Origin of the sequence: Acinetobacter sp. ANC 4779, from assembly GCF_004331055.1 — a bacterium.
GTDB lineage: Bacteria > Pseudomonadota > Gammaproteobacteria > Pseudomonadales > Moraxellaceae > Acinetobacter.
This window is the reverse complement of the sequence record NZ_SJNU01000014.1, coordinates 62928-77280: the sequence shown is the minus strand read 5'-3', so window position 1 is coordinate 77280 and position 14353 is coordinate 62928. Positions and strand designations below refer to the sequence as shown.

The following is a 14353-nucleotide window of genomic DNA, read 5'->3' as shown; positions in this document are numbered from 1 at the left end:
TTCATAAGTTCTTAATGATCTTCTTGCTGATTCGTCACCAGCAAGCTAGGTCGGCTATACTACTCTCTTCTCAAGAATAGTCAACAGGTTTTATTGATTATTTCCAAACTTCTTCAAGACTTCCAGATTTAAACCCTTTAGGCTAAATCCTTGTTTCTCAACAAGTTTTAATCAACATCACCGCCGATGGATACGCATTATAGGCGAAAAAAATCCTCACGCAACCCCTTTTCCCTATTATTTTATCAATAATGCCTCGAATGGTTATTTATTCTGCAAAACAGGACGGTTTTATTATTTTTTGCATGCAAAAGGAACTGTATTCACCAATTCATCACGCATTTTTTCTTCTTTATCTTTTTCCTGCCAATTCAATGAACGACAATCCGTATATTCGCAGTAGCCACTTTCACCCCTTTCTTCATGATGATTAATTTTGATTTGATATTTAAAGCTACCCACATAACCGGCACCCAAACCAAATTTAAAATCTCCGCGACTTTGTGCCTGAACTGAAATACAGGTGCCATCTTTCCCTTCATAACCCCATTCAAACTCACGCGGCAAATACATGTATTGGCCATTCGGCGTTTTCACCTTCGGATAAACACGATGGACTTTGAAACGGACATTATCATCGAACATTTGTGCTATTCCCGTCTGGGCATCCCGTAAATACAAACGAGATTGCACAATACGATTAAAAGGATCACGAATTTGTGCTAACAGAAGCTGACGATTGTTTTCCAGATTAATAATCTGATAAGTAAAAAATGCGAGTGGCAAATAGGAAAAGTTTATGGAGCGTGCATAGTCGAAACAGCCCATTTGCTGAATTTCAAATTTCTGCGCTTTATACGTAATTTGACCTTCACACTGACATACTATCGACCAGTGATCTGCCAACCCCATACGTAACTTGGTAAAATAAGAAATGAGATGGCTGGTTGTTATAGATAAATCAAAACTTAGTTCTTTATCTTCGCGCTGAATACGGAAATAAGGAAATTCTCCTGAAATCATTTCCCGATTTGAAAATTTGAAATATTCTTTTTTAAACTGACATTCTTTTTCAACAGAATAGGAATTTAATTGCCCCATCATATGCGGACTGACACTGGCAATAATGGTCGCTGTATCTAAAGCAGTGGAATGAATTGCACTTTCGTTGCGAAGCATAGGAACGTTGGGCTGACCAATCACACTTAAAAAGTTTAAATAATGTAAGGGCGCTGGCAAATTCGGGATCATCAAGCCTTGATGAATAATTTTATATCGCCCTTTTTGCGCATGATAAGCCAACTGCGCCCGAGAGGGAGCCTGATTGAGTTGTTTAGACTGGTCAAATAAATCTTGAAGCAACTGCATATCATGCTCCTTTTTATTTTAGGTATAGATGTCTCATTTTTATATAGGGTTATTTTTTCTGGCCATAAATGTGGTTACGAAACCAGAAAGGGCGTAGATAATAGAAATCACCAAGATTCCTACTGGAATATTATAAGTAATCGCAGCAAAGATAAATACAGCAATTGGCAGCACCGCAAAAGGTACGCGTTTACGATCCAATGTTTTAAATGAATAATATTTAATATTCGAGATCATCAACAAGCCTACTGCCACGATAAGCACCGCATTGACAATTTGAATACCCACTTCACGCAAATCAAAAATTGCAGGGAAATCACTTCCGACCCAGACCAAGGTGATGATCAAAATGGCCGCTAATGGACTTGCAACCCCAATAAAATAGCGTTTATCGACCACACCAATTTGCACATTGAAGCGGGCTAAACGGAATGCCGCACAGGCAGTATAGACAAAACAGCATGCCAGACCAATACGACCCAAATCATGCAAGCTCCAGCTATACATTAAAATAGCCGGTGCAACACCAAACGCTAACAAGTCGGATAAAGAGTCATACTGTTCACCAAAAGCACTTTGTGCGCCAATCGCGCGAGCAACCCGACCATCTAAACCATCTAACAGTGCGGCAAGAAAAATAGCGTAAATGGCTTGGGTAAAATCACCATTCATACTGGCAATAATAGAGTAAAACCCCGACAGCAATGCTGCTGTCGTGATCAGATTCGGCCACAGATAGATCCCACGACGTTTCACCTTTTGTCCCTCATGGGTTTGCTCTTCTTCTTCCACTTCAAAAGTGATGCCATCGAAACTATGTTCATCACGGGTAGAAGATTTACTCTCAGGTTTATTTATATTTGTCATTCTTGTCTATCCTAACTGTAACCGTATCTCTCTTAAAGGTATTACTTATTCACCAACCAACCAGCGTACAGCAGCATGCCCGCCATTTTCACTCATACGTAAATGTGGGAATAACCATTGCAATGCTTCATCGGCATCCTGTGAGAATTTCCAAGGCGGATTAATCACCAGCAAAGCACAACCATTCAAACCGACCGGCGTGTCATCAGGCCATACACAGATTTCACACACCAATTGACGGCGAATACCGGTTTTCATCATTTTCTTTTCAAAACGATCAATCATGGCGCGGTCTTTAATTGGATACCAAACAGCAAAACAACCAGTAGGCCATTTTTTGTGTGCTATTGCCAATAATTCAACCAATTGAGGGAAATCTTTACGTTCTAATTCGTAAGGCGGATCAATCATTACCAAACCGCGTTTTTCTTGCGGCGGAATAACCCCTAACAAACCTTCATATGCATCACGTTCATGCAGACCCGCACGGCGGTCACGTATATTGAAATACAATTCTTGAAAAACTTCTTTTTGCATTTCAAAGATGGTTGCTTTATCAATATCGCGCATCCCTTCTAATGCAAACCATGGTGAACCTGGATAAGCACCTTTGCCTGAACCGGCACGCATATCTTCAACCACTTTAAGATATTGCTTCACACCTTCTGGGGCATTACGCGTAATTGAATCATCAAGTTTCACCAAACGATGAATACCGGTTAAAAATTCACCCGATTTTTGTGCAGCAGCGGTAGATAAATCATATTTACCTGCACCACCATGCGTATCTATATAGCGATACGGTTTATCTTTGGCATTTAAACGTGTTAAAAGTTGGAGCAATAACACATGCTTCATAACATCGGCAAAGTTGCCTGCATGGAAATGGTGACGGTAATTCATGTTTCTTTAATTCCTGTAATCAACGGACATTTTAGCATGAAAAAATGTTTCATTCCGCAGGATATCTTGCTCTAGAATACGCCACCTTTTTTCAGATTGTATTTGAGTATATGTATATGGATGCAATTCAGCTCCCAAAGTCATGGAATGTTGATCAAATTATTGAAGATTTGGATCAACATGGTTTTACCCTGATTGACAATGCCTACCCTCAAGACTATGTACTTGCTCTAGCTGAAGAATGTACCTCCAATTTAAACCGTTTTCGGGAGGCGGCCATTCAAAACGGCGTGGTGAGCAATATCCGCAGTGACCATATTTTATGGATTAGCGGAGAACTAAAAACTGCACAGCATCATACTGAAACTCTTAAAGAAATCTCTCAATTATTAAACCGTAATTTTTATTTAGGCATACAAGAAGTCGAAGCACATTTTGCCTGCTATAACGCGGGAGAATATTACGCTTTGCATCGCGACAATCCGCAAGGGAAAAATGGTCGTATTATTTCTACAGTCTATTATTTACATGAAAATTGGCAAGATGACTGGGGTGGAGAATTACATCTAGAGGATAAAAATGGGCAATGGCATACTATTCAACCCAAACCGAATCGTATTGCAATGTTCCAAAGCGATTTATTGCATGAAGTGGTTAAAGCCAAGCATCAACGCTTATCAATCACGGCATGGTTACGTAGTGCTAATGTCTTGTTCTAATTGTTTATTATAAAATCAGAATAGTACATTTAGCTTTAAATTCCTGGTTTTGCCCCTATATACTGATTATTCATCAATGAGGTATTGGCTAATGTTTGAAAATACAAAAAAAATTATCGAGCGTATCGGTGAGACGGATCAATTGTATTTGGAAAACAATACGCCTGATCTCGCTTTGGAACGTGCTGATTTACGCTTACAACTGGTGGTAATCAGCAATTCACGTCAAGAACAAATTCATTTTCTGCAAGAAGCTGTGGTGCTGTTAGAGCAAGCCCGCATTGAATATGAAGAAATGCCGATGCGTTTGTATTTGAATCTGTCTTTAAATCTGGCGAAAGCTTATATGTTGTATTTCGAGATTACCAAAGAACCGCGTTTTGCTTTAATTACTCAGCAAATTTTAAAACCGCTGTCTCAACATGAACACAGTGACATCTATTTTTTCCTTGCGTATGCATCGATCTCTAAAAATCAAACCGCATTAACGCGACACTGGTTGACTAAATATAGTCAATCCGCTGACTTTGATTTAGAACTGCTGCAGAAACACCCTTGCTTTAGACCTGTACGCCAAGAACTCTGGTTTATAAAATTGCTGCAAAGCAAATTGCATTAATTGCAAAAATAAAAAAACTCTCCGAATTGGAGAGTTTTTTATATCCCTATATTTTTAAAAAATATTTATTCTAACTATAAGCCATTTTTAATTTATTGGCATTCATATGCAGTTGCTGATTAAGCTCATCAATCCAGATCACCCATTCATCAGCATCCTCAATCAAATAACGGATCAAAAATTCACGCTGGGACTTATTCCAAAAAGGTGCGTCGTGTAAATTCTGGTTTGCGGGTAGTTGGTGGGTACGTATAAAAAGCTCAATGGCCGCTGGGCTATTGGCCAACCCCAACTGCGAAAACAATAATTCTAAGGATGGTTTATTACTCATCATTTTACAAACTCCTTATTCGTTAAATTGTCATTTATTATTCAATTAACTTATAAGAAATGTTCAAACAATAATAGTCATCACTCCCATTATGTTGTTTCAATTTGTGATTAATCATTCATCTTATGGGTGCGGCTGAATTTTATTATGCAATTGCTCATTTAGAATATCCACTACCATTGCCCATTCGTCGTCCTTTTTCCAGTGACTGATTAGAAAATCGTGCTGTGCTGGCGACCAAAAGGGAGCGTGATGCAAAGGAATATCCAGGGTTAATTGATGGGTTTCTATAAACTGATCAATGGCTTCCGGACTCGCGTCGAGACCCAATTGTTCAAATAACAGTTCTAATGTGGGTTGTTGATCAAACATGTTGTTCTCCTCGCTAAGGTATATTGTGATCCAGCTATCAAGTTATAAGAATTACCGCGTAAAGCCCAGCTTTGGCATCGCGCTTGTTGTATATTTTTGTAGCAAAAAATTAGACCCGTTGAAGGGCCTAATCTATTTAAAAGTTATGGCGCAGAAAGCTGGTCACTTTCCACATGCAACAGCTGATTAAGCTGATCAATCACGACAATCCATTCATCATCTTGGTGCCAATGCTCACGTAAAAAAGCACTTTGACCTTCATTCCAAAAACTTGCATCTGGCAAAATTACTTCAGAAGGCAACTGGTGAGTTTTAACAAACTGATCAATCGCAGCTTCATCTGCAGCTAAACCTAATTGTTCAAATAATAATTCTAATGTCGGTTGTTGCTCGAGTATCATGCGATTCTCTCCTGCTGTTATTAAATGATCTTTATAACTTAACAAATGTAGGAAAAATTAGAATTACGGCGGTATGTGTTCTTGTTATCTTTTGTTATGAAGTATTTGTATTTTATAAAAAAAGCACCCCAAATGGAGTGCCTTTTCAACTCAATCTAAAAGATCAAATTATTTAAGCATGTCAGCAATTGCTGCGCGTTCGCCTTCTAACTCTTCAAGCGTAACGTTGATACGTTCACGGCTGAATTCGTCGATTTCAAGACCTTGAACGATTTTGTATTCGCCATTTTCAGTGGTTACAGGGAAACCGAACATCACGCCTTCAGGAATACCATAAGAACCGTCTGAAGGAATACCCATAGTTACCCATTCGCCGTTGGTGCCAAGCGCCCAATCACGCATGTGATCGATTGCAGCATTTGCAGCAGAAGCAGCAGAAGACAAACCACGTGCTTCGATGATCGCAGCACCACGTTTACCAACAGTAGGAAGGAATATGTTTGCATTCCATTCTTGATCGTTGATCATGTCTTTTACGCTTTCGCCGTTAATTGTTGCAAAACGGTAGTCAGCATACATGGTTGGAGAGTGGTTACCCCAAACTGTAAGGTTTTTGATGTCTTTAACCGCTTTACCCGTTTTTGCAGCAATTTGAGAAGCCGCACGGTTGTGGTCAAGACGTAACATCGCAGTGAAGTTTTTCGCTGGAAGATCAGGAGCTGATTTCATAGCGATGTAAGCATTTGTATTTGCAGGGTTACCTACAACAAGTACTTTAACATCACGGCTAGCAACTTCGTTTAATGCTTGACCTTGACCGATGAAGATTTCACCGTTTACTTTAAGTAATTCAGCACGTTCCATACCTGGACCACGTGGACGTGAACCAACCAATAACGCGTAGTCAGCATCTTTGAATGCAACTTTAGGATCATCAGTACCAATCATATCTTCTAACAGAGGAAATGCACAGTCTTGAAGTTCCATCATCACGCCTTTAAGCGCTTGCTGAGCTTTCTCAAAAGGAACTTCTAACAATTGTAAAATAACCGGTTGATCTTTACCTAGCATCTCGCCGCTTGCGATACGGAATAGTAAGCTATAACCAATTTGACCTGCAGCACCAGTAATGGCAACACGAACGGCTTGCTTCATCTAATTATCTCCAATGAGGATAGTCAATGCGATTAAATAGTTAGTCCATTTAATCTAATAATCATAAACGCCAAAGATTGTACTCCAATCGTTGGCCTGATGCATGGAAAAGAGATAGAACTTCAACAAAAGTCTGATAGGAAATATAAATAAAATATGCCAAAAAGCTTAGTAAGAACCTTTTATGGTGAATGAGCTTGGACAATTCATCTCTACTGCTGCGGAGCACTGTTTGTACTGTCCATTTGGTTTATAACAAAGTTTGACCTCTGTAAGAATAGATGTTCCATTCACCGCTGCACAATTAAACTTAATCGCATTAGAAGGTAAAGACGGATTTAAACGCAAGAACTGTAAGCGAAGATTGGTGATGTGCATGGTCCGGTTTTCAGGACTGGTGAGTTCCGAAGGTACTTTTAGACGTTCTGCATAATTAATCACAGTGCGAAAATATTGACTGGCATTCATTGGCACACAACCACCAATCGTCTGCCAAAGTTGAATTCGCGCATTTTCATCCGGCATGACGCGCGCCACCACTCTCGCTTGCAAGGGAGATAAAACTGCTGAAGCTGAGGTTTTACATTCCGATTCTGCTGTTTCAGGCAACAAACCTGCAATATTAAGAGAATAACCTTCTAAACATTTCCGTTTTTTTGATTTTTGATTATCTAACATACACACCGCAGGCGTCATTTGTACCACCATCACATAACCTAGCAATGGCGCTGCAAAACTATGAGATGAACACAGCCCTAATCCTGCACCGCTCGCGACGAACAGTGCCAATCTGGCTAAAACTGGTGTGGAGTCAAAAAAAATCATTAATAACTCAATCCCCTATCAATAAAATTAAAATTTAAGGATTTATTCTCAATGGAATGATATTCATTCTTTTTTCAATAGATTGTGCACCTTGTCCAAGCAACACGCCATAATGCGTTGCATTGGTCATCACATGTTTCACATAATCACGAGTTTCAGTCAGTGGAATGGTTTCGGTATATTGATCCGCAGCAATCGGCTGAGCATCAGGTTGCCAACGTCGTGCTCGGTTTGGACCCGCGTTATAACCGGCTGTGGCCAAAACGGGACTATTGCTCAACTGGCTTTGGATCATAGACAAATAAAAGGTGCCATAACGAATATTTGTATTCATATCAGTCAAAGCCGCAGGATTATAGGCTTCCCCCATCTGGCGTGCCACCAGTTTTGCGGTATCCGGCATAATCTGCATCAAACCACCCGCCCCCACATGGGAACGTGCACCTGTATTAAAACGGCTTTCCTGGCGCATCAGTCCATAGGCCCATGCAGGGTCGATACCTGCATTGCGGCTATGGCTCACCACATAGCTTTGGTGCGGCATCGCATAACGATATGAGTAATTATGTTTGTTTTCAGTACGATCAGCTGCATAAATTGCCCGATCATACCAACCCATATCTGTGGCACGCTTCGCTGCAGCAAGCAGTAAACCATCATCATGTTTTAAATAAGCCTGACGTACTGCCCAATTCCATTCGCGATTAATATAATTATCCGGTGCATTAACACGGCGTAACGCAAAAGCTCGGCTAAAATGAATATCCTGGCTTAAGCGCTGTACATCACTATTGGAGGGTTGAACATTATTCGGAATATTGTTGTAACTTTGCCCCAATTTATCTTTGGCTAATAAATTGTGGTAATCATCGCCTTGTGCCAATTTTTTATAGATTTCTTGCGCAGTACGTTTAGCACTTGCATCGCCACGCTTTTCGGAGGCACGTGCCAGCCAATATTGCCAACGGTCTTCTTGTTTTTGCGTCACACTCATTGCATCAATGGCGCGAATTAAACTTTCCCAGCCACTAAAACGAATGGCTTGGCGCGCATAAATTTCCGCTTCTTCTGAACTGAATGGCAATCCATAACTGGCATCTAAATAATTCAGTACGTCACGATTAAAGTTGTTTTTCATCACCGTAGTACCGCCAATATAGCCCACAGCCCGATATAATGCTTTTTGCACTTGTACCGGTGCACCTTGGGCAGCATTTTTTACTGCAGACATGGCAGAGTTCAAGTCGCTATCTGCTAAACGCCCCATAGCAAAAACCAAATAGGCATGATCAACAGCCGATGCTTTCGGTGCAGACCATAAGTAATTTAGAGGATTAGCTTGAATCTGATTGAGCTGCGCCAGCGATAAATTTATGCCCAAAGTCTGTGCTGTAGCTAAAGCCAGACCAGACTGACCTGCACGAAGCTGTCCCCATAGACGTTGCTGTCTATCCTGCTCGGTCATAAGTGGACTGGACAGCATCATGCGTCCCAAACCCGTACATGATTCAGGCTGGGTATTGGTGGTCAGCCAGACATCTTTATATTCAGCAAAGACCAGCGGATCGCCCGACTTTGCGCGAACCTGTGCTACGGCACAGCTTTCGGCCTGATCAGCATTGGTGACATACTGCAAAAGCGGCTGCGCGGTTGCAAAATCGGCTTGTTTTACTTTTTCTTCCACATAATCTGCGGCCAGTTTTTCCGCCATGGCAGATTGCGGATAACGCTGGGCAAAATTAACAATATTAGTGGAAGGTTGTGCAGATAAGTTCGCGTTCAGTGACCAATATTCAGGGTAATAGCCGAGCACATCATTTTGCATTGAGGCCTGATATTGTTGTAATAATCCAACATTTCCCGCATTAGCAGCTTGTAAAGCATCATTAAATTGTTCATCTGCTGCATGCGAAATAGAAACGAAACCAGTTGATGCCAAACCTAAAGCAAGCATTTTATAATATTTTTTATTGATTCCCTGATTAAACATATGCTTACCTTCCGTCATTTAGTATTGCCCTGGTCGCACCTGATCATTTTTGGATAGTTTAATTATTATTAAACTACTCTACTGTTCTGTTGTGTAACCTTATGATTAGACAATATTAATTTTCAATCATTTTTACTCCATAAATCAATCTTCTTGTCGGTTTATTTATATCTATAAGTTTGGCTTCGATTCCTGCTAAAATATGCGCCTTTCTTCAATTCAAATCACAATTTTTAAAAGACCAAGCCAGCATGAACTTCTTGAATACTTTTCAATTAATGCTTGAAAGGGAAAAAGAAAAAATGCCTGCCCGACCCGAAGTATGGGACGTCTTAAATTGGGATTTTTACGATTTATCTTTTAGGAGCCTACATGACGGTTCAAACCTTCATTCCAAATAGTGCCCAAGCTGCTTCAGAAAACACTGTTACCCAGCCACAGCACACCCCAGCCGACGGATCAGTGAAAAAACTGTACATCGAAACGCAAGGGTGTCAGATGAATGAGTATGACAGTCATCGTATGGCAGACCTGTTGGGCGACTCACACGGTTATGTATTAACCACTGATCCGAAACAAGCCGATATTCTGCTGATGAATACCTGTTCGATTCGTGAAAAAGCCCAAGAAAAAGTGTTCTCTGAACTCGGTCGCTGGCGCAAGCTGAAAGAAAAAAATCCTGACCTAATAATTGGGGTCGGCGGTTGTGTGGCTTCGCAAGAAGGCGACAACATTCAAAAACGTGCGCCGTATGTCGATATGGTTTTTGGTCCACAAACCTTGCACCGTTTGCCGCAAATGCTGGATCAGCATAGCGATCAAATTGATACACCCAAGAAAGATAAAATTAAGCTGGTGGATATTTCTTTCCCCGACATCGAAAAATTCGACTTTTTACCTGAACCGCGCGTTGAGGGTTACAAAGCCTTTGTTTCGATTATGGAAGGCTGTTCAAAATACTGTTCTTTCTGCGTGGTGCCTTATACCCGTGGTGAGGAAGTTTCGCGTCCTTTAGATGACGTGCTGGCGGAAATTGCAGGTTTGGCTGAAAAAGGCGTGCGTGAAATTTCACTCCTGGGTCAAAATGTGAATGGCTACCGTGGTGAAACCTTTGAAGGCAATATCTGTACCTTTGCCGACTTGCTACGTTTAGTTGCTGAAATTCCGGGCATTGGTCGTTTACGTTATACCACTTCACATCCGCTTGAATTTAATGATGACCTGATTCAATGCTACCGCGACCTGCCGCAAATGGTTTCACATCTGCATTTACCGGTACAAAGTGGTTCCAATGATGTTTTGAAAGCGATGAAGCGTAACCACACCATCGATGTCTATATCGATAAAATTAAAAAGTTACGTGCAGTGCGCCCAGACATGCATTTATCAAGTGACTTTATTATTGGCTTCCCGGGTGAAACCGATCAACACTTCGAAGAGACTTATCAATTCATTCAAGATTTAGATTTCGACCATTCCTATAGTTTTATCTATTCAAAACGTCCAGGTACGCCAGCCTCTGAATTACCAGACAGCACCTCTGAACATGTGAAAAAAGAACGTCTTGGCAAAGTACAAAAATGGATCAAACGTTCAAGCATTGATAAAACAGATGCCATGCTGGGAACGATTCAACGTGTCTTGATTGAAAAGGTTTCCGACAAAGATCCAAACCTGTTGGTGGGTACGGCGGATAACACCCGTTATGTGTCCTTCATTGGTGATCCTGCTTGGGTTGGGCGTTTTGCAGAGATCGAGATTACTGAAATCAAAACTTTGAATTTTGTTTACGGTGAACTCTTGAATCTTGAGCCTGACGTGGCGTAATGTAAGGTGATCAGTTAGATCATTTTATAAGGAATTCTCTTGACTGCAGCGATTCGACGTACAGTAAATTTTCCTGGTGTTTCGATAGAGCGTTTAAAGGGCATGCTGGGTGCTTATAACGGCCATCTGAAACAAATCGAACAACGTTTAGATGTCAACGTTTCCCATCGAGGTGATGCCTTTTACATTGATGGGAATCTCGATGCAGTAGAGAGAGCGGAAAGCCTCTTGATGCGTCTGTATGAAGAAACTGAAATTAGCCAGCAAATTAGTGCGGACACTTTGCATCTGATGATTCAGGGTAGCCAGACAGATCGTGAATTACAAAGTGATCCAGATCAGGAACATACGGGTCTGGATGAGGTCTGGTTACAGACGCGTAAAGGCCGGATTAACCCGCGCGGCGCGAATCAAAAACGCTATGTACAACGTATTTTACAAAGCGATATTTCATTCGGTATTGGTCCTGCCGGGACAGGTAAAACTTACCTTGCTGTGGCAGCCGCAGTCGACATGCTGGAACGCAATGAAATTCAGCGTATCCTGCTGGTTCGTCCTGCGGTTGAAGCGGGTGAAAAACTTGGCTTTTTACCCGGCGATTTAAGCCAGAAAATCGATCCATATTTGCGTCCGCTTTACGACGCCTTGTATGAAATGCTGGGCTTTGAAAAAGTCGCCAAACTGATTGAACGTCAGGTAATTGAAGTTGCGCCCCTCGCCTATATGCGTGGCCGCACCCTGAATCATTCTTTCGTGATCTTAGATGAGGCACAAAATACCACCCCTGAACAGATGAAAATGTTCCTGACCCGTTTAGGTTTTGGTTCACGCGCCGTAATTACCGGTGACATTACTCAGGTCGATTTACCACGTGGTCACCAATCTGGTCTGGCCCACTGTTTACGTGTACTTGAGCCAATTGCTGAAATTCATATCACGCGTTTCCATTCTCGTGACGTGGTTCGTCATCAGCTGGTACAGAAAATTGTCGAAGCCTATGAGGGCTGGGACAGTGAACAACACCGTCTTAGTGCTGAAGCACGTGCAGAACGCAAAGCGCTTCAGGAATCCATGATTGCTGAAAATGATGCGGCTGCCGATGCCCAGGACTAAGACAATTTAAGGATCCATTTTGAAACTTAGTCTCTCGCTCCAACAAGACTTTCAAGCTCCCGAGCTTGTGCTGAAACGTGCTTATATCAAGAAAGTGATTGAAACGACACTTCGTTATATTGATGTCGATCAAGATTGCGAAATCGGGATTGCCTGTGTTGATAATGACGAAAGTCATAAATTGAATCTGGAATATCGCCAAAAAGACAAGCCAACCAATGTGCTGTCTTTCCCTAGTGATCTTCCAGAAGAAGTGTTACCGCTGCTTGATGCATGGCCAATGGGTGATTTGGTGATTTGTATTCCTGTGGTTTTGCAAGAAGCCATTGATCAAAACAAAACACCGATTGAGCATTTCACCCATATGCTGGTGCATGGTGTATTGCACTTAATGGGCTATGACCATGAAACTTCTGAAGCCGATGCTGAAGAAATGGAAGCGTTAGAAATTAAAATTTTGGCAAAGTTAGGACTTGAAAATCCTTATACCGAGCAAGACTAAAATCTATTCAATAAAAAAGCGGGCTTAGGCTCGCTTTTTTATACTCAACATTCGGGCTTTTTCTCATCCTAACCCTCTCCTTGACGGTGAGGGAACTTTCAATATTAATTTAAAACCAGTAGTTCCACCTTCCCTGTGGGCTGAGGAATATATTCCGCAAGAGAGTGAAGGTAAATCCAATAAAATTAAATTAGAGGCAAGTTTACAAAAATCAGAATTTACCTATATTAAATAACAACTTAACCTCAAATCAAAGGGAGATCAATAGAGATTTAACGCACTTCAAACTCTGCTTCTGCAGGGTCAAAACGCCAGGTTCGGACAATACGCAGTTCTGAAATATCTTTCATCGCTTGATCAAAAATACCAAAAGGTGCGGCTTTACGTACGGAATTTTTTGCAGCTTCATCCAATAGGGCATGTCCGGAACTATCAATCAGGCGAATGGCACGAATTCCACCATTTTTATTCAGGATCACCATTAAACGAACTTCCCCTGCTAAGTGTTGCACTTTTGCAGCATCGGGATAATAACGGTTACCGTAAAATTCAACTTTTTGACGGAATTTTTCCAAATAAGCTGCTGAAATATCCTGTTTGGCTTGAATACCATCTACTGTTTTAATTTTTTGCTGACGGCTAAAATTTTGCTGACGTTGTAAGTATTGGGCTTCTAAACTTGCCACCATAGCTGCTTTGGCTTGAAACTGGCTATTCAGCTCTTGCATGGCTTTTTTACGCTGATTCTGTTCCGCTTCCTTTTTCCAGCTTAAGGTGGTCATTAACACTTTTTCTTCAAAGCTGAGTTCACGCTTTTGCTGTAATCGCTCTAAACTTTCTTGTTGTTGCTCGCCTGCACTCTGTTCAAGCATCGGTGCGGGCATATCACTCGACATGCGATGTGCTTCGCGGAATGTTCCTGAACCTTGCTGATCTGCTTGTGCGAGAAAATCAGCATTTTCAACTTTGTCTTTATTCGGACGTAAAGTCACCGCGATTTCTTTCACCGCCGCATCACTTTCTTGCGGCATGGCAAATTGCAGGGTCAAAATAAGCAAATGCAAAACCGCAGCTAAAATCACCGCGCATGTGAAAATTGAATCTTTCCACCACACATGCATTAAAGGTGCAAAACTGATTTTTTTAAGCATCACATTAAACCGACAAAAAGTCTGGTCCCCAAACTGCATAAACACAGTATAAATAAAAACAGTTGCTGCTTTTGAATGAAAAACGAGAACTCAATCAACAAGCCAACTGTAGACAAGTAAAATCATGAAAATGGTGCAATTAATTTTGCTAAACTGCAAGATGGAATATCTTTATTTTTAATACTTTCGACAAAATCTCTCGAAGTCTAA

General features: G+C 41.2%; 15 protein-coding genes. 5 read left to right on the top strand and 10 right to left on the bottom strand.

The features are described 5' to 3' along the window. Positions 1 to 294 precede the first annotated feature (294 nt). Genes E0H80_RS14835 through E0H80_RS14825 form a run of 3 tightly spaced genes read right to left on the bottom strand, consistent with a single transcriptional unit; the run spans position 295 to position 3138 of the window. Positions 295 to 1368: a DUF6670 family protein gene (locus E0H80_RS14835; protein ID WP_131366978.1), complete on the bottom strand. Its 1074-nt coding sequence runs from the start codon at positions 1366 to 1368 to the stop codon at positions 295 to 297. A 39-nt stretch (positions 1369 to 1407) separates the two neighbouring features. Beyond that, entirely contained in the window at positions 1408 to 2235 is an 828-nt protein-coding gene (gene pssA / locus E0H80_RS14830) for a CDP-diacylglycerol--serine O-phosphatidyltransferase (RefSeq protein WP_131366977.1), read from the bottom strand. A gap of 45 nt (positions 2236 to 2280) precedes the next feature. Next, complete coding sequence (locus E0H80_RS14825) at positions 2281 to 3138, bottom strand: 23S rRNA (adenine(2030)-N(6))-methyltransferase RlmJ (RefSeq protein ID WP_131366976.1); 858 nt, start codon at positions 3136 to 3138, stop codon at positions 2281 to 2283. 116 nt (positions 3139 to 3254) lie between these two features. On the opposite strand from E0H80_RS14825, the gene E0H80_RS14820 reads away from it, so the two are divergent. Both E0H80_RS14820 and E0H80_RS14815 read left to right on the top strand, forming a co-directional pair. Continuing rightward, positions 3255 to 3857: a 2OG-Fe(II) oxygenase gene (locus tag E0H80_RS14820; RefSeq protein ID WP_131366981.1), complete on the top strand. Its 603-nt coding sequence runs from the start codon at positions 3255 to 3257 to the stop codon at positions 3855 to 3857. 91 nt (positions 3858 to 3948) lie between these two features. Beyond that, complete coding sequence (locus tag E0H80_RS14815; protein ID WP_067868455.1) at positions 3949 to 4476, top strand: hypothetical protein; 528 nt, start codon at positions 3949 to 3951, stop codon at positions 4474 to 4476. Positions 4477 to 4546: 70 nt separating this feature from the next. Here E0H80_RS14815 and E0H80_RS14810 read toward each other — a convergent pair whose 3' ends face one another. The 6 genes from E0H80_RS14810 to E0H80_RS14785 form a co-directional block, all read right to left on the bottom strand. After that, positions 4547 to 4807, bottom strand: coding sequence for a DUF2789 family protein (locus E0H80_RS14810; RefSeq protein ID WP_067869017.1), 261 nt, complete (start codon positions 4805 to 4807; stop codon positions 4547 to 4549). A 123-nt stretch (positions 4808 to 4930) separates the two neighbouring features. Further along, positions 4931 to 5179, bottom strand: coding sequence for a DUF2789 family protein (locus E0H80_RS14805; protein WP_131366975.1), 249 nt, complete (start codon positions 5177 to 5179; stop codon positions 4931 to 4933). 143 nt (positions 5180 to 5322) lie between these two features. After that, positions 5323 to 5580, bottom strand: coding sequence for a DUF2789 family protein (locus E0H80_RS14800; RefSeq protein WP_131366973.1), 258 nt, complete (start codon positions 5578 to 5580; stop codon positions 5323 to 5325). Between the two features lie 168 nt (positions 5581 to 5748). After that, the gene (locus E0H80_RS14795) at positions 5749 to 6735 is read right to left on the bottom strand and encodes a malate dehydrogenase (RefSeq protein WP_131366971.1); all 987 of its coding nucleotides are present in this window, start codon (positions 6733 to 6735) and stop codon (positions 5749 to 5751) included. Between the two features lie 168 nt (positions 6736 to 6903). Further along, positions 6904 to 7560 carry a ribonuclease I gene (locus tag E0H80_RS14790; RefSeq protein ID WP_131366969.1) on the bottom strand — a complete coding sequence of 219 codons (657 nt, stop codon included), beginning with the start codon at positions 7558 to 7560 and terminating at the stop codon, positions 6904 to 6906. A 34-nt stretch (positions 7561 to 7594) separates the two neighbouring features. Next, positions 7595 to 9514: a lytic transglycosylase domain-containing protein gene (locus E0H80_RS14785; RefSeq protein ID WP_165494322.1), complete on the bottom strand. Its 1920-nt coding sequence runs from the start codon at positions 9512 to 9514 to the stop codon at positions 7595 to 7597. A gap of 408 nt (positions 9515 to 9922) precedes the next feature. Between E0H80_RS14785 and miaB the strand changes: the two genes are divergently transcribed. The 3 genes from miaB to ybeY are packed head-to-tail and all read left to right on the top strand — an operon-like array spanning position 9923 to position 12992. Further along, positions 9923 to 11377, top strand: a complete 1455-nt coding sequence (gene miaB / locus E0H80_RS14780; RefSeq protein WP_131366964.1) for a tRNA (N6-isopentenyl adenosine(37)-C2)-methylthiotransferase MiaB — start codon at positions 9923 to 9925, stop codon at positions 11375 to 11377. A 39-nt stretch (positions 11378 to 11416) separates the two neighbouring features. Beyond that, complete coding sequence (locus E0H80_RS14775) at positions 11417 to 12490, top strand: PhoH family protein (RefSeq protein ID WP_131366962.1); 1074 nt, start codon at positions 11417 to 11419, stop codon at positions 12488 to 12490. 19 nt (positions 12491 to 12509) lie between these two features. After that, complete coding sequence (ybeY, locus tag E0H80_RS14770; protein ID WP_131366960.1) at positions 12510 to 12992, top strand: rRNA maturation RNase YbeY; 483 nt, start codon at positions 12510 to 12512, stop codon at positions 12990 to 12992. A gap of 272 nt (positions 12993 to 13264) precedes the next feature. On the opposite strand, the gene E0H80_RS14765 is transcribed toward ybeY, so the two are convergent. Further along, the gene (locus E0H80_RS14765; RefSeq protein ID WP_131366958.1) at positions 13265 to 14143 is read right to left on the bottom strand and encodes an energy transducer TonB; all 879 of its coding nucleotides are present in this window, start codon (positions 14141 to 14143) and stop codon (positions 13265 to 13267) included. Positions 14144 to 14353 lie beyond the last annotated feature (210 nt).

What these genes read in the sequence shown, in the direction of transcription:
- E0H80_RS14835 (WP_131366978.1), bottom strand. Translation starts at nt 1,368, where the DNA reads ATGCAGTTGCTTCAAGATTTATTTGACCAGTCTAAACAACTCAATCAG.
- pssA (WP_131366977.1), bottom strand. Translation starts at nt 2,235, where the DNA reads ATGACAAATATAAATAAACCTGAGAGTAAATCTTCTACCCGTGATGAA.
- E0H80_RS14825 (WP_131366976.1), bottom strand. Translation starts at nt 3,138, where the DNA reads ATGAATTACCGTCACCATTTCCATGCAGGCAACTTTGCCGATGTTATG.
- E0H80_RS14820 (WP_131366981.1), top strand. Translation starts at nt 3,255, where the DNA reads ATGGATGCAATTCAGCTCCCAAAGTCATGGAATGTTGATCAAATTATT.
- E0H80_RS14815 (WP_067868455.1), top strand. Translation starts at nt 3,949, where the DNA reads ATGTTTGAAAATACAAAAAAAATTATCGAGCGTATCGGTGAGACGGAT.
- E0H80_RS14810 (WP_067869017.1), bottom strand. Translation starts at nt 4,807, where the DNA reads ATGAGTAATAAACCATCCTTAGAATTATTGTTTTCGCAGTTGGGGTTG.
- E0H80_RS14805 (WP_131366975.1), bottom strand. Translation starts at nt 5,179, where the DNA reads ATGTTTGATCAACAACCCACATTAGAACTGTTATTTGAACAATTGGGT.
- E0H80_RS14800 (WP_131366973.1), bottom strand. Translation starts at nt 5,580, where the DNA reads ATGATACTCGAGCAACAACCGACATTAGAATTATTATTTGAACAATTA.
- E0H80_RS14795 (WP_131366971.1), bottom strand. Translation starts at nt 6,735, where the DNA reads ATGAAGCAAGCCGTTCGTGTTGCCATTACTGGTGCTGCAGGTCAAATT.
- E0H80_RS14790 (WP_131366969.1), bottom strand. Translation starts at nt 7,560, where the DNA reads ATGATTTTTTTTGACTCCACACCAGTTTTAGCCAGATTGGCACTGTTC.
- E0H80_RS14785 (WP_165494322.1), bottom strand. Translation starts at nt 9,514, where the DNA reads ATGCTTGCTTTAGGTTTGGCATCAACTGGTTTCGTTTCTATTTCGCAT.
- miaB (WP_131366964.1), top strand. Translation starts at nt 9,923, where the DNA reads ATGACGGTTCAAACCTTCATTCCAAATAGTGCCCAAGCTGCTTCAGAA.
- E0H80_RS14765 (WP_131366958.1), bottom strand. Translation starts at nt 14,143, where the DNA reads ATGCTTAAAAAAATCAGTTTTGCACCTTTAATGCATGTGTGGTGGAAA.